General features: G+C 58.2%; 19 protein-coding genes and 1 tRNA gene. 11 read left to right on the top strand and 9 right to left on the bottom strand.

What is annotated here, in order from left to right:
* Nucleotides 1–99: 99 nt before the first annotated feature.
* Genes H6G53_RS12405 through H6G53_RS12415 form a run of 3 tightly spaced genes read right to left on the bottom strand, consistent with a single transcriptional unit; the run spans nucleotide 100 to nucleotide 1,685 of the window.
* Nucleotides 100–336 (bottom strand): hypothetical protein, encoded by a 237-nt coding sequence (locus tag H6G53_RS12405; protein ID WP_190533375.1) that lies wholly within the window; start codon nucleotides 334–336, stop codon nucleotides 100–102.
* On the bottom strand, nucleotides 324–890 hold the full coding sequence (locus H6G53_RS12410) for a Uma2 family endonuclease (RefSeq protein WP_190533378.1): 567 nt from the start codon (nucleotides 888–890) through the stop codon (nucleotides 324–326). Before H6G53_RS12410 ends, H6G53_RS12405 begins: the two co-directional genes overlap by 13 nt.
* A gap of 51 nt (nucleotides 891–941) precedes the next feature.
* Nucleotides 942–1,685: a Uma2 family endonuclease gene (locus tag H6G53_RS12415; RefSeq protein WP_190533381.1), complete on the bottom strand. Its 744-nt coding sequence runs from the start codon at nucleotides 1,683–1,685 to the stop codon at nucleotides 942–944.
* A 270-nt stretch (nucleotides 1,686–1,955) separates the two neighbouring features.
* On the opposite strand from H6G53_RS12415, the gene H6G53_RS12420 reads away from it, so the two are divergent.
* From H6G53_RS12420 to H6G53_RS12440, 5 genes are all read left to right on the top strand, one after another.
* Nucleotides 1,956–2,108 (top strand): hypothetical protein, encoded by a 153-nt coding sequence (locus tag H6G53_RS12420; protein ID WP_158234551.1) that lies wholly within the window; start codon nucleotides 1,956–1,958, stop codon nucleotides 2,106–2,108.
* A gap of 94 nt (nucleotides 2,109–2,202) precedes the next feature.
* The gene (locus tag H6G53_RS12425) at nucleotides 2,203–3,528 is read left to right on the top strand and encodes an adenylate/guanylate cyclase domain-containing protein (RefSeq protein WP_347343141.1); all 1,326 of its coding nucleotides are present in this window, start codon (nucleotides 2,203–2,205) and stop codon (nucleotides 3,526–3,528) included.
* Between the two features lie 135 nt (nucleotides 3,529–3,663).
* Nucleotides 3,664–5,958, top strand: a complete 2,295-nt coding sequence (locus H6G53_RS12430) for a transglutaminaseTgpA domain-containing protein (RefSeq protein WP_190533384.1) — start codon at nucleotides 3,664–3,666, stop codon at nucleotides 5,956–5,958.
* A 173-nt stretch (nucleotides 5,959–6,131) separates the two neighbouring features.
* Nucleotides 6,132–6,893: an HAD family phosphatase gene (locus H6G53_RS12435; protein WP_099535427.1), complete on the top strand. Its 762-nt coding sequence runs from the start codon at nucleotides 6,132–6,134 to the stop codon at nucleotides 6,891–6,893.
* Nucleotides 6,884–6,956, top strand: a tRNA-Ala gene (locus tag H6G53_RS12440). Before H6G53_RS12435 ends, H6G53_RS12440 begins: the two co-directional genes overlap by 10 nt.
* Nucleotides 6,957–6,986: 30 nt before the next feature.
* Here H6G53_RS12440 and H6G53_RS12445 read toward each other — a convergent pair.
* From H6G53_RS12445 to H6G53_RS12470, 6 genes are all read right to left on the bottom strand, one after another.
* Nucleotides 6,987–8,330: an ATP-grasp domain-containing protein gene (locus H6G53_RS12445; RefSeq protein WP_099535419.1), complete on the bottom strand. Its 1,344-nt coding sequence runs from the start codon at nucleotides 8,328–8,330 to the stop codon at nucleotides 6,987–6,989.
* Nucleotides 8,331–8,530: 200 nt separating this feature from the next.
* Nucleotides 8,531–9,277 carry a hypothetical protein gene (locus H6G53_RS12450; RefSeq protein WP_190527284.1) on the bottom strand — a complete coding sequence of 249 codons (747 nt, stop codon included), beginning with the start codon at nucleotides 9,275–9,277 and terminating at the stop codon, nucleotides 8,531–8,533.
* Complete coding sequence (locus H6G53_RS19290) at nucleotides 9,252–9,416, bottom strand: pentapeptide repeat-containing protein (protein WP_190355380.1); 165 nt, start codon at nucleotides 9,414–9,416, stop codon at nucleotides 9,252–9,254. The genes H6G53_RS12450 and H6G53_RS19290 overlap by 26 nt, the downstream gene beginning before the upstream one ends.
* Nucleotides 9,417–9,504: 88 nt before the next feature.
* Nucleotides 9,505–10,764, bottom strand: coding sequence for a type II secretion system F family protein (locus tag H6G53_RS12460; protein ID WP_190533387.1), 1,260 nt, complete (start codon nucleotides 10,762–10,764; stop codon nucleotides 9,505–9,507).
* Between the two features lie 248 nt (nucleotides 10,765–11,012).
* Nucleotides 11,013–12,101 carry a type IV pilus twitching motility protein PilT gene (locus tag H6G53_RS12465; RefSeq protein ID WP_099532084.1) on the bottom strand — a complete coding sequence of 363 codons (1,089 nt, stop codon included), beginning with the start codon at nucleotides 12,099–12,101 and terminating at the stop codon, nucleotides 11,013–11,015.
* Nucleotides 12,102–12,371: 270 nt separating this feature from the next.
* The gene (locus H6G53_RS12470; protein WP_190355382.1) at nucleotides 12,372–14,402 is read right to left on the bottom strand and encodes a GspE/PulE family protein; all 2,031 of its coding nucleotides are present in this window, start codon (nucleotides 14,400–14,402) and stop codon (nucleotides 12,372–12,374) included.
* A gap of 620 nt (nucleotides 14,403–15,022) precedes the next feature.
* Between H6G53_RS12470 and grpE the strand changes: the two genes are divergently transcribed.
* The 6 genes from grpE (at nucleotide 15,023) to rsgA (ending at nucleotide 21,236) form a co-directional block, all read left to right on the top strand.
* Nucleotides 15,023–15,820: a nucleotide exchange factor GrpE gene (gene grpE / locus H6G53_RS12475; protein ID WP_370567834.1), complete on the top strand. Its 798-nt coding sequence runs from the start codon at nucleotides 15,023–15,025 to the stop codon at nucleotides 15,818–15,820.
* Between the two features lie 240 nt (nucleotides 15,821–16,060).
* On the top strand, nucleotides 16,061–16,288 hold the full coding sequence (locus H6G53_RS12480) for a hypothetical protein (RefSeq protein WP_190533393.1): 228 nt from the start codon (nucleotides 16,061–16,063) through the stop codon (nucleotides 16,286–16,288).
* Nucleotides 16,289–16,293: 5 nt separating this feature from the next.
* Nucleotides 16,294–18,495: a molecular chaperone DnaK gene (gene dnaK / locus H6G53_RS12485; RefSeq protein ID WP_190533396.1), complete on the top strand. Its 2,202-nt coding sequence runs from the start codon at nucleotides 16,294–16,296 to the stop codon at nucleotides 18,493–18,495.
* A gap of 220 nt (nucleotides 18,496–18,715) precedes the next feature.
* Nucleotides 18,716–19,855, top strand: coding sequence for a molecular chaperone DnaJ (dnaJ, locus tag H6G53_RS12490; protein ID WP_190355385.1), 1,140 nt, complete (start codon nucleotides 18,716–18,718; stop codon nucleotides 19,853–19,855).
* Nucleotides 19,856–19,878: 23 nt separating this feature from the next.
* Nucleotides 19,879–20,154, top strand: a complete 276-nt coding sequence (locus tag H6G53_RS12495; protein ID WP_099532077.1) for a sulfurtransferase TusA family protein — start codon at nucleotides 19,879–19,881, stop codon at nucleotides 20,152–20,154.
* The gene (rsgA, locus tag H6G53_RS12500; protein ID WP_190533399.1) at nucleotides 20,151–21,236 is read left to right on the top strand and encodes a small ribosomal subunit biogenesis GTPase RsgA; all 1,086 of its coding nucleotides are present in this window, start codon (nucleotides 20,151–20,153) and stop codon (nucleotides 21,234–21,236) included. Before H6G53_RS12495 ends, rsgA begins: the two co-directional genes overlap by 4 nt.
* Nucleotides 21,237–21,266 lie beyond the last annotated feature (30 nt).

Raw genomic sequence — 21,266 nt, forward strand, 5'->3', positions numbered from 1 at the left:
GTCGAAACACCCCCAACTGGACGCAGAGCGTCAACCCGCCATTCCCACGCAGAGCAATGCCAACCGTTTTGCAAGTCGGCCCCTACAGCTTCATTTTCTTCAGTAGTAGTAGTTGCGGTGCAGGGGAGAACGCTCGGAAGGCAATACCAATCGCCATTCATCTCCCATGCACCGCCACCCGTAACGCATGGAACGACGATCGGTTGGGTGGCGATCAATCCACGGTGCATGGGAGAACAAATCAACCGTTTCGTAACAATTGCAAATTGCTCCCATGCACCCTACCCGATCATCATTCATCAGTTGGGAGCGATCGCGGCTCGTCAAAAATCCCACGGTTCAAATAGCTCCGCCACCGGAAACGCAAACCCGCTCACCACATCCTCCCCCTCCAACAAATCGCCAACCCGCAACAGGCGATCGGGTTCCGGGCCGTGATAGACCAAAATGCAGCGCTCATTTGGGTCAATCTTCCACAGCAAGCGCGTCCCGTGGGCAAAATATTCCACGATTTTTTGGTGCATTTCGTCCACCGTGTTGCCCGGTGACAGAATCTCCACCACCAAATCCGGCGCACCCTCAAAATAGCCTCGGGGCGGGCGGCTGAGACCCTGCAACCGAGATCGATCGATAAAGGCAATATCGGGTGATCGTCGGTTGCCATTGCCCAAGGTAAACGCCGTGCTCGAATCACAAACCGCTCCCAAACGGCGCGATCGCACCCAATTCATCAGCGCCGCCACCAAAACGCAGGCCAAATAGCCATGCTCCATCCCCGCATGGCCCATATCCACGACCTGACCGTTCACCAACTCGTAGCGATGCCCCTCCCTGGGTAAGGTCATCCAATCCTGATCCGTCCAGGTTTGAGGGCTTGTGGCAATGGTCATTCCCGTTGCGCTCCTGCCGATCGCGATCGCCTGTTGCTATTGTGCCGTGGTCTACCCGATCGCCTCGGGATCAATACCCAACTCCCGCAGCCGGGCCGCCAGGCGATCGGCTCGATCGCGCTCCTGTTCAGCCCGTTCCCGTTCTTGCTCGGCGCGTTGATGCTCTTCCTCAGCCCGATCGCGCTCTTGCTTGGTGCGCTGGATTTCTTCCGCCAGGGTCGAAAAGGGCTGACCGTCCGGCCGAAACAGGGTGAGGCTGTCTTCGCCCATTTGGAACCGAATGCCGAGCCGGGGACTCACCCAATCGTCCGGGCGATCGTCCCGGAGCTGCAAATCGCCCCGTTCCGATCGCACCAAAATGCTCAAATCATGGCGATCGGGATCGTAGATGTAATATTCCTCAACGCCGTAGGTGTCATAAAAAGCCCGCTTTTTCAGCACTTCCCCAAAGCGATTTCCCGGCGACAAAATCTCAAATACCACTTGGGGCGCGATGTTGTTTTCACACCACTGCTTGTAGGAACCCCGATCGCCCTTGGGAACCCCAAACGCCACCATCACATCGGGCGCTTGGCGGGTTTTGTTGTCCCCTTCCACCGGATACCAGAGCAGATCGCCCGCCACAAAAACTTGCGGATCGTTGGTAAAGATGGCGGCAAGGTTCATGTAGATCTTTTGGATCCAATGAAACTGTTTCGTGTTGTCCGCGATCGGCTGGCCGTCGCTGTCGGGATAGTCGATCGGTGGGGGCTGAATCCCTGGCGTGATCGTCGTGGTGGTGGGTTGGGCAATCATCGGTTAGTCCTCACGATCGCGGTTGGTCTCATTATGCCAACGGAGCCTGATGCCAACGGAGCCTGATGCCAACGGAGCCTGCGATCGCCCGGTGGGGGTTTGTGGGGCCTAGGAAACCTGGATTCGGGGGAATTTTGATACGATCGCAGCAGCTTTGTTGCTGGCTCAAGGCTCAAGATACTTTTGGCTCAAAACCCTGAGCGGAAGGTTGCTTGATGCCACAGTGCGGCCTCAGGGAGCTAAACCGTTGGTGCATCTTTAATCGGCGTATTGTCACGCAGTCTGTCTTTTGGGGGGGCGATCGCCGCTGTGGCGGTCGGTTGTCATCATTTACCGAATTTTGACCACGAAATACCGGGATTTTGGGGGCAATTTCCCTTGAATCTCTGGTTTGAGGCGGATTTGGTCTGTGCGGAGTTGTAGCCCCTACCTAGTAACTGATGGTTACGACAGGCTGCATCGTTTTCGGCCGCATGGCGCTGCGATTATTGTGAATGCTCCAACGACAAGCTCGGCTGTGGTTGCCTCTGGTAGCCCAATTCTGATTGGCATTGCCGATCGGGAGTTGGCGCAGGCCTTGGCCCAGGTGGTGGCGGAGTTAGGGTGCGAAGCCCATTGCCCCGCGAGTTTGGATGAGTTGATGGCGGCGGCCGCTCGGCTCCAGCCGCTTTTGGTGTTGGTGGGGTCTTGGCCGGAGCTGGCGGCCTTGGAACTGTGCCATCAGTTGCGATCGGCGGCCCCTCACCAAAACACCCCAATCGTACTGGTAGGGGCGGCGGGGCAAATCGATCGGAGCGCGTTGTTTGCGGCGGGGGCGGCGGACTATTTGCTGTTGCCCCTGGAACCGGCGGAGGCTTTGGCGCGCATTCGGTTGCATTTGGATCGCAGTCGGCTCGATCGACTCCATGAGCGGGCCCGCAATCTGACGCTGTTTCGGGGGCCGGCCCTGTTGGCAGCCAGTTTGCAAAAGCGTTTGCGACGACAGGCAGAATTATTACAAGAGCAGCTCTTTTTGCTCGATCGGGAAGTGCGGGAGCGGCGGCAAATGGAATCGGCCCTGCGCGATGAGCAAAGCCGCACGCAAAAGTTGCTGTTGAATGTGTTGCCCCAAGCCATTGTCGATCGGCTGGCAAGGGAGGATGGGTTGGCGATGGAAAACGAAATCCTCGCCGATCGGTTTGAGGAAGCCACAATTTTATTTGCCGATATTGTGGACTTCACGCCCCTTTCGGTGCAGTTGCCGCCCTTGGAGTTGGTGCAATTATTAAATCGAATTTTTTCGGCGTTCGATCGATTAGCCGAAGAATTTGGCCTCGAAAAAATTAAGACGATCGGTGATGCCTACATGGTGGCCGGCGGAATTCCTGTGCCGCGCCCTGACCATGCCCTCACGGTGATGGAAATGGCGATCGCCATGCGCCGAGAAATTAATCAACTGCGGCGAGAAACCGGGCTGCCCTTGGCCTTGCGAATTGGCATCAACACGGGGGCCGTGGTGGCCGGCGTAATTGGCATCAAAAAATTTAGCTATGACCTTTGGGGCGACACGGTCAATGTGGCCAGTCGAATGGAGTCCCAGGGGATTCCCGGCAAAATTCAGGTGACCGAGGCAACCTATGCCTACCTGAAGGATCATTACGAGTTTGAGCGTTGGTCTAATTTGCCGGTGAAGGGGCGCGGTCGCATGACGGCCTATCTCTATGTGCGGCGGCGATCGAGTTCTTGGCCCAATCCGGAAGCCAACTCGGCCTCGGAAGAAACACCGGCCCCTGTGCCCCATGGCACTGACTCGGGGCCGTCGGAGTTGCGATCGCGCGAGCCAACCCCTGAAATTGCTCTTTGATGGGGGTTGCGATCGTGGTGATGATCGCGATCGTTCATGATCGTGATTGTGACTGTGATTGACTGGTTGAGGATCTGGGGATCTTGGGCCAAGCCATTATCCTGGGAATAGCTGAAGCAAGACCGGGGAACAGGCATGGTTTCGGAAGCGGCAAGGAAAGCTTGGTGGCAACGGCTGCAAACTTGGCAAAATCAACCCCGGCCGCAACCGGAAGAATCGATCGCCCTGCGAATCTTGGTGCAAATTTTGGTGGCGATCGGGATTTTGGCCACCGATGTGGCCGCTGGAACCCAAACCAGTTGGTGGGCCATTCCCCTCAGCTTTGGCGGGGCCTACTGGAGTTGGCGGCAACGGCGGCGGCGCAACCTGGGGGCGCAACTGGCGATCGCGGCGGGAATGCTGGTGGCCTTGGCCGTTTTCTTTCGATCGCTCCTGGGCAATTTGGGAGATACGCGCCTGGTTTTGGCGGAGTTGCTGATCCATTTGCAGGTGCTCCATTGCTTCGACTTGCCCCGGCGCAAGGACTTGGGCTACTCGATGCTGATCGGGCTGATTCTGATGGGGGTGGCCGGAACCCTCAGCCAAACCATGTTGTTTGCGCCCGTGTTGGTGGCCTTTGTGGGGGTGGCGCTGCCAATGTTGGTGTTGGACTATCGATCGCGCCTGGGATTGGAACCGGGCGATCGGGATTGGCGCACCCTCACGGGGCTAATTCGGCCGGGTCAGATGGCGCGGTTGTTTGGGGTGGTGGCGGTTTTGGGGCTGGTGGTCTTTGCCCTGCTGCCGCGTTTTCCGGGCTACCAACTGCGCCAGTTCCCGGTGACGGCTCCGCCCAATTTGATGGATCAGGTGTTTGATAACCGGGATCAGTCTGCGTCGATTCGCAATCCGGGTTATGGGCAAGATGGCCAAGCCCTCGGGGGAACCAGCGGCGCAGGCCGCGGCCAAACGGACAACACGTTCTATTACGGCTTTAGCAGCACGATCGACCAAACTCTTCAGGGGCAACTGGTTCCCACCTTGGTGATGCGGGTGCGATCGCAGTCACCGGGCTTTTGGCGAGTGTTGGGGTTCGATCGCTACACCGGTCGCGGGTGGGAAATTTCCCGCAATGACGACACCCAAAGCCTGGTGCGGCCCGATTGGTCCTATCGCTTTGTGATTCCGCCGGAGCCAACCCGCGCCCAAATTGAAGAGGTGGTGCAAAGCTACACGGTGCTTTCGGCCTTGCCCAACCTGATTCCCACCCTGGCCCAACCCACGGAGCTGTTTTTCCCAACCCGAGGAATTGCGATCGACAAGGAAGGCAGTATTCGATCGCCCCGCATTTTGGATGAGGGGTTAACCTACTCGGTCATCTCCCAAGTGGCCTACCGCGATCGCACCCGACTGCGCCAGGCCCGCCGTACCTATCCCCCCTTCATTCGCAACTATTACCTCGATGTGCCCGCGGCCCTGCGGCCCAAGTTGCAAAAACGGGCCCAAGAGTTACTCGCGAAGGCTCCCAATGCCCGCAATGATGCGTATGAGCAGGCGCTGTTCTTAGCCCAAGCCCTGAAGCAAACCTACACCGTACAACCGGACTTGCCGCCACCGGCTGCGGGTGAAGATTTGGTCGATCGCTTTTTGTTTCAGTATCAAGGGGGCTATCCCGATCATTTCCCCACCACTCTCACCCTCATGTTGCGGAGTTTGGGGATTCCGGCACGGGTGGCGGCCGGGTTTGCGCCGGGTCGGTTCAATCCTTTCACCGGCCTATACGAGGTGTACAACACCGATGCCCATTTGATCACAGAGGTTTATTTTCCCGGGTATGGCTGGTATAGCTTTGACCCGATTCCTGGCCATCCCTTGATTCCACCCTCGATCGAGAAAAATGAAACCTTCAGCACCCTAGAAAAACTCTGGGCTTGGGTGGCTGGTTGGTTGCCCACGCCCCTGCGCAATTGGCTGGATGGGGTGATTTCAGGGGTGCTGGGGGGACTGCTGGCGCTGGTGGGTCGGTTGCTGGGTTTGTTAACGGGGGGCTGGACGGGTATTTTGGCGGCGATCGCCCTGGCTTTGGTGGTGGGTGGGGCCCTGTGGTTGGGTTGGTTGGGCTGGCACGCTTGGCAACGGCGGCGGCGCTTGGCTCGGTTAGCCCCGATCGCTGCGTTATATCAGGAGGTGCGCGATTGGTTAGCAGAAGACTGTCCCGCCTATCCTTGGCAAACACCATTGGAATATGTGGCCGCCTATGAACAGTGGCTCGCCCAGCAGGGGGGCGGCCCCGGCGCGGGCGATCGCTTGGCGCTGTTGGCGGCGGTGGCCGGGGCCTACAGTGATTGGCGCTATGGCGATCGCCCGGCGGATGTGGCGGCTTTGCGGGAACAGTGGCAACGGGTGCGACGGCGCGATCGGCCCCGGCTGTTGGGAGCGGCGGCTCGCTAGGGGGCGGGCGATCGGGCCCTGGCCTTTGGTGTTCAACGGTGGGGGACTGGTTTGGCGCTAAACTTTTAAGACGCAATTCCCGTTCCCAGGATTCAGGACTCCAATCCGCACCGAGGATCTTCGAGGTTGGGAATCGGTAAAGGCTCCGTTGGCCGTTGTTTGCCCAATTGCCCATGACCCTCAAAGCAATTCTGCTGGACTTTAACGGCACAATCATTAATGACGAACCGCTGCACGGGCAACTTCTGCAAGAGATGTTGCTGAGTGAGAATTTGCGGCCGGATCCGGAGGAATTCCGCGAGGTCTGTTTGGGCCGGAGCGATCGGGCCTGTTTGCGGGATCTGCTGGCTCGGCGGGGGCGCATGGTGGATGATGACACGCTCGATCGGTTGGTGGCCCGCAAGTCGCAACTGTATCTCGATCGTCTGGCCCACTTGCCCCAACTGCCGATCTATCCGGGCGTGGTGGACTTTTGCAGTCGGGTGCGCACCTTGGGGTTGCCCATGGGAATTGTGACCGGGGCCCTGGCTGCGGAGGTGGAGACGGTTTTGAGTCGGGCGGGACTGCGATCGTTCTTTAGCGTGCTGATTACGGGTGATATGGGCCTAGAGAGCAAGCCCGCTCCCGATGGTTATTTGCAAGCGGTGGCCCAGTTGCGATCGCAGCTCGATCGGCTGGATTTACAACCCCAAAATTGCTTGGCGATCGAAGACACCTACCCTGGCATTGCGGCGGCCAAGGCTGCGGGAATGCAGGTGGTGGGCGTGGCCACCAGCCACCCATTCCAAATGGTGCACCGCCGGGCCGATTGGGTGGTGGACTTTTTAAATACCTTGGATCTCGATCGGGTGCAGCGGCTTTTTGCCGGTCGGGAACGGCCCGAACCGCCGATTGGTGCTACCATGTCCGATACGCCAATTGCCTCGGGGAATTAGCTCAGTTGGTAGAGCGCTGCGATCGCACCGCAGAGGCCAGCGGTTCGAGTCCGCTATTCTCCATTTCAACCAGTTCCCATTTCAACCAGTTCCTTAAACTTGGGGCGCGTTGGCCAACACAGCCGTCAGTTTGGCTGCGGCTTCGAGGCTGTCGGCCAGGGAAATCGGCAAGCTTTCAATTAACTCGCGCGTTTCATCACTGGGTTCCCCCAACACCCGCAGCACGATCGCGGGGCCGCGTCCCTGATTCAGGGCCAAATTATTAGCCCAATTATTCACAGCCAAGTCCCCTTCACTGCGGGTGGTGGAGAGGGGTTGCGGTAATTCTTCCATCGGTTGGGTTTCCTGTCGCCACCAACCATGGCGCTTGGCATATTGGTGAATCACTGCCACCACGCCATCCAGGGTGATGGCACTGCCCAACAAATCCAGCAGCACCACCCGCACTGGATGTGGATGGCTGAGACTGGCTAAGGCCTGTTCGAGCCGCCCTTCTAGGATTTCGGGGCGACCACCGCCCACGGTCCAGCCCACATTGATGAACCCGGCCACGTTGCCCCCAAAGCGGCAAACCAAATCCAAGGCCGCTAAGGTCAGCCCCATGCCATTGCAGACAATCCCGATCGGGGTGCTGGCGTTCTTTTTGCTGCGATCGCCATTGGTGGAATTGCTGCTCTGACCGTTCACGGCCCCCTGAGCACCGTGGGCCGCATTGGCCACCGAAGCGGGCGCGGTTCCGCCCTCAATCCAAACGGGCTTGAGGCTGGGCGGCATCACTACGCCGTTGAGCAAGCATTTCAACTCCGTGTGGCGATCGATCGCACTGTCGTTCACGGTGACTTTGCCGTCCAGGGCCATCAGTTCCCCGGCGCGATCGACCCCTAGGGGATTGATCTCCACCAAATCCAAATCATTTTGGACAAACAGAGCATACATCCGCTCCACAATCTCGCTGACGGAAGGCACTAGCTCGCCCCGTAGCCCCATCTTCAGCACCAAACGGCGGGCATAGAAGGGCGAAAATTCCCCATCCACCAACACCTGATGCACCGTACCGGCGGACAGCTTGCCATCCATCCCCCCTTGGGTGGATCCCAGCAGCACCGGCCGCCGGGCGTTGTCATCCAGCGCCACCGCCAGATAAAACTCCTGCTCCACGTTGTATTTGGCCTCCGCCAACAGCAACGCAGGACATTCCCCCCCGATCGGCAAGCTGAAAATGGCTTGGGCGGCGGCCACCGCGTCGATCGTGTTGCTGGCGAACCGGATCCCACCAGCACGCCCCCGTCCCCCGGCCCGCACTTGGGATTTCAGGGCGATCGGGTAGGGAATCTTCAATTCCCGCAACTCCTGCAAGCTGGCGATCGGTTGGGAAGGCAGCACCGGAATGCCCATGGCGGCAAACAAGGCTTTTGCCTGATACTCCAGCAAGTCCATCGTTAACCTAGCTAAACGCTGTGGGGAGGGGATGGCCAGCCTTGTGGGATGGCTTTGGCATTATACGATCACGCCGAAAACGGCGCTGTGTCGCCCAATGCCACGCAAGGCACAAAAGCAACCTATTGGATACCGGGCCGAATCCGGGTCTCAGTCGTTGCCCAAGACCAACTGGGCCCCAAGGGCGCGAGCGGCAACCCTCACTCAACCCAAAGATCGCCTTCCAGCTCTGGATCGGAGGTGGGCTGAGCATCGCGGGCCGATCGCCCCGGGCCCGGATGAGGTGTTTCGCGGGTCAAGTCCGTGGTGGGAGCGGGGGTGTGGTCAACCTGGGGATCGAATCGAGCGGGGGGTTCCGCCTGGGTTGGACAAACCACATAGGGCAAGGTTGCGCCCTTCAAGCCCCGTTGCAACCGTTCGGGCGATCGCTCCGACAGCAAAAACAGCGGATAGATTCGATCGGCCCGATCGCCCACCACATGGCGGTAAGCCAGGGGCATCACCCATTCATAGTCGCGATCGAGCAGCAATTGCGTCTGTCGCCAGCGACTCATCAGCCCATAAAAATCCTCATTGGGCCGATGCACAAACACAAACACCGCCACGCCCGTGGTCACCTGCCATTCGGGATCGCACATCAGGAGGGCAATCTCGCAGGGTAACCGCACCGCCTGCCGCCCCGGCTTGTTGGTCGATCGCTCGGACTCGATCGAATGGCGACGGCGCGATCGGCTCACATCGGCCACCTCGGCCAGTTGGGTCATTTCCAGCACATCGGGATCGATCCGCGCCAACGGCAACGTAATCACCACGGTGCTGTCCAGGGGCCGCCGCATACTGGGCAACAGTTCCAAGTAGGGCCGATATTCCCGCAGCAGCTCGATCGCTGCCTGCCGCCCACTATAAGTCGCCAGAATTTCCTCATAATCCGCAGACTTGATGGACATAGGCTGCCTCGCTGATGCTACTGCTCACTCGATCGCTGGAAAAGTTTGCCTGAGAAAAATTCGCCCGCGAAAAATTCGCCTGAAAAAAGTTTGCCTGAGAAAAGCTGACCTGAGAAGAATTCGCCCGCGAAAAATTCACCTGAAGTTTTGATGATCGATCGCTTTGCCTTGGAGTTTTGGTGGTTGATATTTGGAGTTTTGATGGTTAATAGCGTTGCCTTGCAGCACTACTTAATCGCATCCATCACCGCAAAGATGGGCAAATACATCGCCAACAAAATCGAACCAACCATCCCCCCAATCACCACAATCATCAACGGCTCCAACATACTGGTTAGACCCTTGATTGCTTGCTCCACTTCATCTTCATAGAAGTCCGCCACCTTCATTAGCATTTTGTCGAGTTCCCCGGTTTCCTCACCAATCATCATCATCTGAATGGCCATGGCCGGGAAGACCTTATATCGCTCGATCGCCGCACTGATCGTTCCCCCACCTTGAATTTCGGTAATGGAGGAAGCCACCGCATCCGAAACCACCTGGTTGTCGGCGGTATCTTTACAAATTTCGAGGGCTTGAATAATCGGCACACCCGATCGCGTCAACGTCCCAAAGGTGCGGCAAAAACTAGCCACCGAGCTTTTCTGAATGATGTCTCCAAAAATCGGCAACTTCAGAAATACGGCATCCATTTGGCGCTTGCCAGCCGGTGTTTTGTACCACAGGTCATAGACAACCTTGCCGATGACCAAGGCAATTACCAAAAACACCACATAGAAATTCCTACGCCCCTTGGGATCATCTTCATCGAAAAATGGGCCACGCAAAAACTCACTGATATTAATCATGATTTGCGTGAACGCCGGCAGTTCAGCCCCTAACTTATCGAAAATTCCCGTAAAGGTTGGCAGCAGAAAAATGGTCATTCCCAAAAAGATAAGGACCGCCAAGGATCCCACTGTGGAGGGATAGGACATGGCGGACTTAATTTGGTTTTGTAGCCGGGCGGCATTTTCCAGCAGGGTTGCCAGTCGGGTGAGTACTTCATCGAGCACCCCCCCAATTTCACCCGCTTCCACCATGGCGCAATAGAGCTTACTGAAGATGTCGCCGTGTCGTTTCAGCGAAGAAGATAGGGTTTCCCCTTCTTGCACATCAGCATTGATTTTAAATAGGGCTTTTTTCAGTTTGGGATTTTCACATTGATTGCTCAAAATATCCAAACATTTCACCATGGCAATGCCCGCATTGAACATGGCGGAAAATTGCCGAGAAAACACGGCCAAATCTTTTACGGTTACGCTGGCTGTGAGGCTGGCGAGGTCAATGTCTAGGCCGCTTTTCTGTTCCTTGAGATCGCGAATTTGGGCTTGGCTAAACCCAGCGGCAATCAGTTTATTACGCGCCCCGTTGATGCTTTCTGCTTCAACAACTTCGCGCTTGCCTTTGCCGTCGGGGCCAGCGATGGTGGCGATGAATTTAGCCATAGGGCGCTGCTCAAACTACGTGAGTCCTCAGAATTCTGTCGAGAGTCCGTTGCCAGAGGTGGCGGCGGCACGGGGGAAAAGGGGCTGTGGGGGTTGGGCTGGGGTCGATCGCCCGAGGGTTTGCCGAGCGATCGGCCCCGTCGTTACCTTCTGTCGATCGATTATGCGCCCGATATGCGCTCGATCGGTGATGCCAATTTAGGTACGCCTCATTGGATCCGCCTGATTAGGGCAGGAATGCCGCGTCCCTAGCGACCAGCACCCACCTTGCCACCCAACAACCGCTGTAGCTCGTCGGGTTTGGAGCTTTTGCCCAGGGCATCTTCGTAGGTGATCTTGTTTTCTTGGTACAGCTTCGCCAGGCAAGATTCCATGGTTTGCATCCCCTGCTTACCACCCATTTGAATCGTGGAATAGATTTGCGAGGTTTTGCCTTCCCGAATCAGGTTCGCCACAGCGGGGGTATTCAGCATAATTTCGTGTGCTGCACAGCGACCGCCCCCAACTTTCTTGACCAAGTTTTGTGAGCAAACCCCCACGAGGGAGTTGGCCATCTGGGCCCGGACTTGGGGCTGTTGGATGGGGGGAAACACGTCCAAAATCCGGTCGATCGTCCCGGCGGCGGAGTTGGTGTGCAGGGTTCCGAAAACCAAGTGACCGGTTTCAGCGGCGGAGATAGCCAAGGAAATGGTTTCCAAGTCCCGCATTTCCCCCACCAGAATGATATCCGGGTCTTCCCGCAGCGCTGCCTTCAGGGCGTTGGCAAAACTCTTGGTGTCTTCGCCCTTTTGCCGCTGGTGGAACAGGCTTTTCATGTTCGGAAACACATACTCGATCGGGTCTTCCACGGTCAGGACATGCTCCGCGCGGGTGCGGTTGATGTAGTCCAAGCAGGCCGCCAGGGTGGTGGTTTTGCCGGATCCCGTTTGCCCCGTGATCAGCACCATGCCCCGGGGCCGCTCCGCCATCTCCAGCAACACTTGGGGCAAACCGAGTTTTTCAAAGTTGGGAATTTGGGAAGCCAGGGCCCGCAAACAGGCGGCCCAGCAGCCCCGCTCGCGATAGACATTCACCCGAAACCGCGACAGACCCTTGACCCCATAGGCGCAGTCCAATTCCCAGTTCTGCTCCAGGTCTTTCCGCTGGTTGTTGTTGAGCATACTGAAAATCAGCTTTTGGCAGTCCTGGGAGTCGAGAACTTCGCCAAATTGCGGTTGGGGGGTCAGTTTGCCGCTAATCCGAAAATAGATGGGCGCACCGGCTTGGATATGCATGTCGGAGCCGCCTTGTTCGATCAGCGATTCCATCACGTCTTCGATCATGTAATCCAGTGGCATGGTCGCTACTCCTGTCGAGTGAGGTTAGGTCGAATGGGGATCGAATGAGGGGTCGATCGAATGAGGGGTCGATCGGGATCAAGACGCTGGCACGGCCCGCAAAGTTGGCAGGGTTTGAACAACTCGGGCGGGGCCAACCATGGGGAAGCGTCGAAATCGGGGATGAGGTCAGCCGTGAATTTGGCCTGAGGATGCCCAATTGGGCGGGCGATCGTATCAAGATCGCATTCCCTGCCAACCGGCAAGCCATTCACGAGCGATCGCCAAAAGCTAGCGACCGGTCACCAACGGCTCTTCAAACCGAGGCGTGAGGCAATAGGGACAGTCCATCCAGTCTGGCTGGAGTTCTGCCGCGCAGGTGCGACAGGTGAGGGCGCTCTTGCGCTTGGCCTTCAGTTCCGCTTCTAGGCCGGTGTCGGTGAAGGTGACCCGCTCCACTTCCTCGAAGGTGGTCAGCCCTTCCCGCACCAGATCCAGGCTGTAGGCCAACAGGGTAACCATCCCTTCTTCAACGGCGGCCTCCTTGATGCGATCGGTTGGGGCCCCTTGGGTAATCAGGTTTTGCAAGGTTTCCGTCACTTGCAAAACCTCATAAACCCCGCAACGGCCCTTGTAGCCCACACCGCCACACTTGGGACAAAGTTTGCCCATCTCGCCCAGGCTCTTGCGCTCATCAGGCGACACCACATTGGCCTTGTAGAAGGTCAGGTGGGATTCTTGGTTGGCGCTCATGCCGTAGCGGGCCAACTCTTCGGGGGTGGGAGTGTAGGGCACGCGGCATTCGCTGCAAACGCGCCGCATTAGCCGCTGGGCCACCACGCCCAACAGGGCCCCCGCCACCATGAAAGGTTCCACGCCCATTTCATCCAAGCGGGCGATCGCCCCGGATGCGTCGTTGGTGTGCAGGGTGGTTAACACCAAGTGGCCTGTGAGGGCCGCCTCGATCGCCGTTTTGGCCGTTTCCTTGTCCCGCGTCTCACCCACCAGAATCACATCCGGGTCTTGGCGCAGGAATGCCCGCAGGATCCGCGAAAAGTCCAGCCCCTTTTCCCGAATCACCTGCACCTGGGTAATCCCGGGCAAGGCGTATTCGATCGGGTCTTCAGCGGTACTGATGTTGATGCCTGGGTCGTTCCGTTCCGCCAAGATTGAATAGAGCGTGGTGGACTTCCCGGAACCCGTCGGCCCCGTCACCAAAATCAAGCCAAAGGGGCGGCTGGCCATCTCCCGCACCAACTGCAACGATTCCGGCCGGCCAATCAGCTTATCCAAACCCAGTTGTGTTGAGGAGTTATCCAAAATCCGCAACACAATCTTCTCGCCGTAGCGACTGGGTAGCACATTGACCCGAAAGTCCACTTTCCGCCCTTCAAAGACCCGGCGAATCCGCCCATCCTGGGTGTCCCGTCGTTCGGCAATGTCCAGGTTGGAAATGATTTTGAACCGGGAGGTCACGGCCGGAACCACCTTTTTCGGGAGCCGAAACACCTCTTGCAGCACCCCATCTTTGCGGAACCGAATCCGCATTTCTTCCTCTTGGGGTTCCACGTGAATATCCGAAACGCCGTCTTGCAGGGCCTTAATCAAAACCTTGTTCACTAGGTTGACGATCGGCCCCGACTCCGCGTCGTTCATGGAGCTGGCCAGGTCGTCCGTCTCCAATTCGTCGGAAGCCTCTTCCATTTGCATGGCTTCGAGGTTCTGCAAATCCGACTCATCGAAACTGACGGCGGCGGAAGTTTGGCGAGAAGCCTGTTGGGACTTGCGGGCCGCTTCGTCTAGGTATTGGCTAATGATGGCCTGGTAATCTTCGGGGGCAATCACCCGCCGAATCAGGGCCAGGTTTTGGGGCCGCAGGATGCGATTCAAATCGTCCAGTGCATCCAGGTTGTCCGGGTCGGCCATGGCCACCATCATGGCCGGTGCGTCGCCCCGTTGGGCCCGCCCCAGGGGCAGCAACCGATAGCGACGGCAAACATCCACCGGAATCAGGGTTTCAATGCATTGCTCCACCTGGGCCGCGGACACTTCTTCAATTTCCGGGTCGATCGCCTCAACCCCGTGGAGAATTTTGAGTTCAAACAGCAGTTGCTTTTTGTACTGGCGTACCAATTCCGGTGGCACTTCTTTGCCGGCGATCGCTGCCAGCACTTCCATCAGCGGCCGGCCCGACTGGCGGTGTTCAGCCAAAGCGCGGCTCATTTGGTCGGGATCCACATAGCCCGACTGCACAAGTTTGTTACCGAAGGGCGAAAAATTGCTTTGGACAACCAGGGCGCGCCGGTTTATGGAGTTTGTCATAGCAGGTGACACCTAGCGGGATCGAAGGCGCATCGATCGGGCGATCGGGCGCGAGGAGCGAAACGGACGGGCAATCAATTCAGCTACAGGGCCCAACTCAGCTACAGCATGACCCAGGTATACCCCGGTCTACCCCCCGAAAACAACAGCCCGCAGCCACGCAGCCCCAAGGATCGAAGCTGGATCCTGAAGCTGGATGCCTAGGAATGGCAGGCATTGACACTGATTGGTTTTTGGGCCATGGTTTTGAGTTTTGGGCCATGGGTTCGAGCCTGTTCTCGGATCGGTTTCAGGGTGGGCTGGCGGGTCATGCAAAGCCAATGGATCAAAACCAAATCAATCCTAAGCTAAAGGTCTCGGGAAAGCTCGCATCTAGAGCTGGCATCTAGAGCTGGCATCTGAGGCAGGGGCCAGGGCGGGAAATGTTCGATTCGGCCGGGTGGCGTTCTAACATAGGTTGAGCCTGTGCGGGTCACTGTCCGGGCAGCCCTGCGGGACAGGTGGGTGATGGGCAATCTGCACTTCAGCGAGCACTGAAGTGGTGAGGGCCACCCACGGGCGATCGCCCCAATTTGGCCAATTTGCACGGGTCAGGAAATTTGACCGTTGTTGGACTGTTGATGGTCAAAGCTCAACAGGAACTCAACAAAAACTCCATTGTGATCACTGCTAGCGAGGAACCAATGACCTACAGCCCTGAAGAAAACCTGACGGAAGACAATACCTCGGTGAATGACCCGGCCCCCGAAGCGGCAGTAGAACCCCCAACTGCTGAAGCGCCGACCCCCGAAGCCGCCACCCCCGAAACCAGCGCAACCGAGGAAGCACCGGCCACCCTGGATGATCTGGACTTGTCTGAGTTGGAAGAACCGGCAGCCGAAGGAACCTATGGGCCAAAGGTGGCGGACTTGCTGCGGGAAATTGAGGGCTTGAAGGGGCAACTGGACGATCGCACCGGCCAGCACATGCGCTTAACGGCTGACTTTGAGAATTTCCGCCGCCGCACCGCCAAAGAGCGCGAAGAGTTGGAGTTGCGGATTCGCTGCGACACGATCCGCGAGCTGTTGTCGGTTATTGATAACTTTGAGCGGGCCCGATCGTTCATCAAGCCCCAAACCGATGGCGAATTAAATCTGCACAAGAGCTATCAGGGCATTTATCGCCAGTTGGTGGACAGCCTGAAGCGGTTAGGGGTGGTGAAAATGCGCCCCGAGGGCCAGGAATTTGACCCGAATTTGCATGAGGCGGTGATGCGGGAGCCGTCCAATGAGCACCCGGAAGGCACAGTGCTGGAGCAGTTGCAGGATGGTTATTTGTTGGGCGATCGGGTGTTGCGCCATGCCATGGTGAAAGTTGCCGCTCCCGGTGAGCCTGTGGTAGCGTCTGAGGACAACGACCAGGCCGCCTCTGAGTCCTAAGGGCCGCCGGATGAGCAATGGCGCACCCGTTGGGATCAGGGTCAATGATGATTCAGCGATGGCCCTGGGGCGATCGCCTCGGTTATCGGTTAGTGATCGGTTAATCGATCGTCCCAGGCTCTGGCCCAACGGCTCCGGGTTATGGTTCCGGGTTCAGTGCTGATGTGGTGGCCTCCTCTTCAGCCCAGTTTCGTCATTGGCTCTACCGGGCAATTCGTTCTAGCGGCTTGTTCTAGAAGTTTGGGTTCTGACCGTTGGGGTTCCAAAAAAATTCGAGTGCCGGAACTCTCAGCTCTCGATCTTAAAGTTTTAGAAATTGAGCTTGAAACCATTCATCGCCGGGTTGCGGTGTGTTTGTTCCGAAAACCGGTCAATATGAAGGCCAATGGAAACTGCCTGGGTATTGATGAGGTATCGATCAATCTTGCCGTGATGGGGATGATTGAACCGCTGCTGCCATTGAGTTGAAAACTATGGGAAAAGTTATCGGGATCGATCTTGGCACGACCAATAGCTGCGTCGCCGTTCTGGAAGGCGGCCAAGCGATCGTCATTCCCAACTCGGAGGGGGCCCGCACCACTCCCAGCATTGTCGGGTTTGGCAAAGGGGGCGAACGGCTGGTGGGGGAGCTGGCCAAACGGCAGGCGGTCACCAACGCCGAAAACACGGTCTTCAGCATCAAGCGCTTTATCGGTCGCCGTTGGAATGAAACGGAGTCCGAGCGGCGTGTCATGCCCTACACCTGCGTGGCCGGGCGCGATGAGACCGTGGATGTGAAAATTCGCGACCAGTCCTACACGCCCCAGCAGATTTCTGCCATGGTGCTGAACAAGCTGAAGCAGGACGCGGAGGCCTACCTGGGGGAGGCGGTCACCCAAGCGGTGATCACGGTTCCTGCCTACTTCACCGATGCCCAACGCCAGGCCACGAAAGACGCGGGCCAGATTGCGGGTCTGGAAGTGCTGCGGATCGTGAATGAACCGACGGCGGCGGCTTTGGCCTACGGTGTTGACAAGCAGGATGTCGATCGGGCGGTGCTGGTGTTTGACCTGGGCGGCGGCACGTTTGATGTGTCGGTGCTGCAACTGGGGGATGGGGTTTTTGAAGTGAAGGCCACGGCCGGGAATAACCACCTGGGGGGCGATGACTTTGATAACTGCATCATTAGCTGGGCGATCGAAGAGTTCAAGGCGATCGAGGGCATTGACCTGCTCGAAGACAAGATGGCCCTCCAGCGCCTGCGGGAAGCGGCAGAGCGGGCCAAAATTGAACTGTCCGGTTCCCCCACCACCTCCCTGAACCTGCCGTTCATCACCGCCGACGAAACGGGGCCCAAGAATTTGGAAATGGAGCTGACCCGCACCAAGTTTGAAGAACTGGTGGCACACTTGGTGCAGGCCACGCTCGACCCGGTGGATCAAGCCATTCGGGATTCGGGCCTTGCGCCCGATCAGATCGATCGAATCATTTTGGTGGGGGGTTCCACTCGCATTCCCGCCGTCCAACAGGCCGTCAGCGCCAGGTTTGCGGGTCGTCAGCCCGATCGCTCCGTGAATCCCGATGAGGCCGTGGCCCTGGGGGCTGCCATCCAAGCGGGAGTCTTGGGCGGCGAAGTGCAAAACCTGCTGTTGCTGGACGTGACTCCCCTATCCTTGGGGTTGGAAACCCTGGGGGGCATGTTTACGCGGATTGTCGATCGCAACACCCCGATTCCCACCTGCCGATCGCAAGTCTTCTCCACCGCGATCGATGGTCAAACCTCCGTGGAAATCCATGTGGCCCAAGGGGAGCGGGCCATGGTTGCCGACAACAAGAGCCTTGGCCGGTTCCTGCTGACCGGCATTCCCCCCGCTCCCCGCGGCCTGCCGCAAATCGAAGTCTCCTTTGAAATTGACGCTGACGGGATCCTCAAGGTCTCGGCCGTGGACAAAGGCACGGGTCAAAAGCAAAGTATCCGGATCACCAATACCGGTGGCCTGTCCACGGAAGAAGTGGAGCGGATGCGGCAGGATGCGGAAAGATTTGCCGATCTTGATCGCAACCGACGGCAGCGCGTGGATCTGAAAAATCAGATTGATAGCCTGATGTATAGCTATGAATCGGCACTCCAAAGCAATGCCGATCTGATCGATGATTCGTTGCACCAAGTGCTGAAAACCCAGGCCGACACCCTTGGGCGACTGGATAGCGATCCGGAAGCACGCTTTGAGGATTTGCAATCGGCATTCAATGCGCTTCAGGAATCCCTACTGTCGGTGGGTAAACGGGCTTATCAGAATTCGGAAGCTGCCAACAAGCCCTCATCTTCCCCGCAATTCCCATCCCCCGCTCCCGCTCCTTCCGTGACGGGGCCAACCAGTTCAGCATTCAGCTCCCCCCCGATCGCCTCCACCCCGGTCACGCCGCCGCCCGTGACTCCCGTGGCCACCAGTCCCGCGCCCGTCAGCGTTCCCAGCCCCAGCCCGGTTCCGGCGGTCACCCCTGCCGTGCCTGCGGTGAACCTGTTGGCCAACGGGGATGGGAATAGCTTTTCGATGCCGGAGTTGAGTGTGGATCCGCCATCCCCGATCGCCTCGATCGCCCTCACGGATTTGGGCATTGAGTTACCGGAGGATGACGATTCGGAATACGATGACTCCACGATCGCGGCCGACTACGAGGCGATCGAGGACTAAACGCCCGATCGCTCCAATCTTGATCGATTCCCAAGCCAATTTCGACCCATTCCAACAGTCGCCAGCCCAGGCCAACTCTCCCAAGATTGGCCTGGGTAACCCCCCTCATCCATAGACGGCAATTACGCCCCCTCGCCAGTTGCAGCGTCACACCCCCTTTTGTTAAGTTTCGTCTGTTGGAGTTGCCCCTAACCACCCACACACCGATTGAAATCGCGCTATGGCTGATTACTACGAGACTCTCGGCGTATCTCGCGACGCAGATAAGGACGAAATTAAGCGAGCCTACCGTCGGTTAGCTCGGAAGTATCACCCCGACGTGAACAAAGAGGCGGGGGCAGAAGAGCGGTTTAAGGAAATTAACCGAGCCTACGAAGTGCTCTCGGAGCCAGAAATGCGGGCCCGGTACGATCGCTTTGGCGAAGCCGGTGTGTCGGGAGCCGCCGGGGGGCCAGGCTTCAGCGACTTTGGTGTGGGCGATATGGGGGGCTTCGCCGACATTTTTGAAACCTTCTTTGGTGGGTTTGCCGGAGCTGGCGGGGTTGGGGGGCCCGGTGGTGGCCGACGACGCAGCGGGCCGGTGCGGGGGGATGACCTCCGCCTCGATTTGCGCCTTGACTTCAAGGAGGCCATCTTCGGTGGCGAAAAGGAAATCCGGATTAGCCATCTGGAAACCTGCAACACCTGCAACGGTTCCGGAGCCAAGCCGGGAACCAGCCCCAAAACCTGCGGCACCTGTGGCGGCTCAGGCCAAGTGCGCCGAGCCACCCGCACGCCCTTCGGCAGTTTTGCGCAAGTGTCCGTTTGCCCCACCTGTAACGGTACGGGTCAAGTGATTGAGGACAAATGCACCGACTGCGGCGGCCGCGGCACCAAACAGGTCACCAAAAAGCTCAAAATCTCCATCCCGGCTGGGGTAGACAACGGCACGCGACTGCGGGTTTCCAACGAAGGCGACGCGGGCAAGGCCGGCGGCCCGCCTGGGGATCTTTACGTTTACCTTTTTGTGAATGAGGAGGAACAGTTCCAACGGGATGGCATCAATATTCTGTCGGAACTGTCCGTGAGCTATTTGCAGGCAATTTTGGGGGCCACGATCGAGGTGGAAACGATCGATGGCACGGAGGCGCTGGAAATTCCGGCCGGAACCCAACCCAGCACGGTGTTAACCCTGGAGGGCAAGGGCGTGCCTCGCTTGGGGAACCCCAGCCAGCGCGGCGATCACCTGATTACGGTGCAGATTGAGATTCCCACGCGGATCAGCAATGAGGAGCGGGAAATTCTCGAGAAATTGGCGGCCCTGCGTGGCGACTCGACCCATAAGGGGGGCCGCGGTTTTTTAGGTAATTTGTTTCATTAGGGGACTGGAAAGGAGTTGACAGGATGGCGGCGATCGCCCTGGAACCGGATGAACAGCTTGATCTGCGGGGAACGCCCTGCCCCATCAACTTTGTGCGCACCAAGTTGAAACTGCAACAGATGGCCGCCGGGGCGCTGCTGGAAGTGTGGCTGGATGCGGGGGAGCCGATCGAGCAAGTGCCCGATAGTTTAACCATGGCGGGCTATGCGATCGAGTTTTTGGGCCCTCACCCCGAGGCGGCAGATGGTCACTTTGTGCTGCAAGTGCGCAAGCCGGCCGCTGCTGCTGCGGAGTCATGACCGGGCAGGCAACGACTCTCCCCGCTGAGCCGATCGCGATCGAACGGTTAATGGGCACGGTTTTGGCCGTGCAAGCCAACTATTACTGGGTGCAGCTTGACCCTGGTGCTCCCATTCCCGCCACCTGCACCACTCAACGGTTGCTGTGTTTGCGGCGGGCCCGCCTGAAAAAGGTGGGTCAACAAGTGGCCGTGGGCGATCGGGTAGTGGTGGTGGAACCGGACTGGCAAGGTCAACGGGGGGCGATCGAAGAAGTCTTGCCCCGCCGCAGTTGGCTCGATCGGCCGCCCGTGGCCAATGTGGATCGGGTGTTGTTGGTTTTTGCCCTAGCGGAACCCGCCTTGGATCCCCATCAACTGAGTCGATTCTTGGTGAAAGCGGAGTCTACGGGGCTGGCGGTCACCCTTTGCCTGAACAAACGGGATTTGCTGTCGGCGGCGGACTGCCAGCAATGGCGCGATCGGCTGCGAAATTGGGGCTATGACCCATTACTGATTAGTGTTTATCAACAACAGGGACTCCAAACCCTACATGAGGCCCTTGCGGGGCAAACAACCGTTGTGGCGGGCCCGTCCGGCGTTGGCAAGTCCAGCACGATCGGGGCCTTAATTGGCACGGATCTACGAACGGCCGCCGTTTCCGGCAAATTGGCCCGCGGTCGCCACACCACCCGCCACGTGGAGCTATTTGAGCTGCCGGGTGGTGGTCTGCTGGCGGATACGCCGGGATTCAATCAGCCTCAACTGACCTGTGGCCCCGCTGCCATTCCGGCCCTGTTTCCCGAAATTCAGCAACGGCTAGCGATCGCCCCCTGTCGCTATGGGGATTGTCGCCACCGCAATGAGCCAGACTGCGCCGTTCGCGGCGACTGGGAACGATATCCTTTCTATCTGGAGTTGCTTGAGGAGGCGATCGACTACGAAGCCGCCCAAGAGCGCCAACGCCAAACCGAAAGCTCCTTCAAGCGCAAAATCCAGCGAGACGGGCGCGAAGTCCTGGAACCCCGGTTGAATAGCAAACGATTTCGCCGCACTTCCCGCCGATTGCAGCACCAGGCGATCGAGGAAACGGATGATCTTTAATATTCCAAACCTGTCCCGAACCTGTCCCGG

It is taken from the genome of Limnothrix sp. FACHB-406 (assembly GCF_014698235.1).
In the GTDB taxonomy this organism is placed as follows: Bacteria; Cyanobacteriota; Cyanobacteriia; order CACIAM-69d; family CACIAM-69d; genus CACIAM-69d.

Bases quoted from the DNA above. Each gene is read 5' to 3' on its own strand.
- H6G53_RS12410 (WP_190533378.1), bottom strand. From the start codon at position 890: ATGACCATTGCCACAAGCCCTCAAACCTGGACGGATCAGGATTGGATG.
- H6G53_RS12415 (WP_190533381.1), bottom strand. From the start codon at position 1,685: ATGATTGCCCAACCCACCACCACGACGATCACGCCAGGGATTCAGCCC.
- H6G53_RS12430 (WP_190533384.1), top strand. From the start codon at position 3,664: ATGGTTTCGGAAGCGGCAAGGAAAGCTTGGTGGCAACGGCTGCAAACT.
- H6G53_RS12435 (WP_099535427.1), top strand. From the start codon at position 6,132: ATGACCCTCAAAGCAATTCTGCTGGACTTTAACGGCACAATCATTAAT.
- H6G53_RS12445 (WP_099535419.1), bottom strand. From the start codon at position 8,330: ATGGACTTGCTGGAGTATCAGGCAAAAGCCTTGTTTGCCGCCATGGGC.
- H6G53_RS12450 (WP_190527284.1), bottom strand. From the start codon at position 9,277: ATGTCCATCAAGTCTGCGGATTATGAGGAAATTCTGGCGACTTATAGT.
- H6G53_RS12460 (WP_190533387.1), bottom strand. From the start codon at position 10,764: ATGGCTAAATTCATCGCCACCATCGCTGGCCCCGACGGCAAAGGCAAG.
- H6G53_RS12465 (WP_099532084.1), bottom strand. From the start codon at position 12,101: ATGCCACTGGATTACATGATCGAAGACGTGATGGAATCGCTGATCGAA.
- H6G53_RS12470 (WP_190355382.1), bottom strand. From the start codon at position 14,402: ATGACAAACTCCATAAACCGGCGCGCCCTGGTTGTCCAAAGCAATTTT.
- grpE (WP_370567834.1), top strand. From the start codon at position 15,023: ATGGTCAAAGCTCAACAGGAACTCAACAAAAACTCCATTGTGATCACT.
- dnaK (WP_190533396.1), top strand. From the start codon at position 16,294: ATGGGAAAAGTTATCGGGATCGATCTTGGCACGACCAATAGCTGCGTC.
- dnaJ (WP_190355385.1), top strand. From the start codon at position 18,716: ATGGCTGATTACTACGAGACTCTCGGCGTATCTCGCGACGCAGATAAG.
- H6G53_RS12495 (WP_099532077.1), top strand. From the start codon at position 19,879: ATGGCGGCGATCGCCCTGGAACCGGATGAACAGCTTGATCTGCGGGGA.
- rsgA (WP_190533399.1), top strand. From the start codon at position 20,151: ATGACCGGGCAGGCAACGACTCTCCCCGCTGAGCCGATCGCGATCGAA.